We start from the raw sequence: 275 nt of genomic DNA on the forward strand, positions 1-275 counted from the left end.
AGGAGCAGGCCGACGCCGTCTTCGCCCGCATCGGGCAGGAGTGGGGCGGGCTCGACATCATGGTCCATTCGATGGCCTTCGCGCCCAAGGGCGTCCTGCAGGGCGGGCTGCTGTACTGCTCGGCCGCCGGCTTCGGCCAGGCGATGGACATCTCCTGCCACTCCTTCATCCGCCTGGCGCGCGCCAGCGCGCCCCTGATGAAGAACGGCGGCACCATGTTCACCATGTCCTACTACGGCGCCAACAAGGTGGTCCCGCACTACAACGTGATGGGA

The 275-nt window shown here is 67.3% G+C and carries 1 protein-coding gene; it reads left to right on the forward strand.

Annotated features, from left to right (window positions below):
* Positions 1-275: SDR family oxidoreductase (locus KVT32_RS29970; RefSeq protein ID WP_217619417.1), on the forward strand; the 275-nt coding region annotated here is incomplete at both ends.

This window comes from Achromobacter sp. GbtcB20, from assembly GCF_019091095.1.
Taxonomy (GTDB): domain Bacteria; phylum Pseudomonadota; class Gammaproteobacteria; order Burkholderiales; family Burkholderiaceae_B; genus Achromobacter; species Achromobacter mucicolens.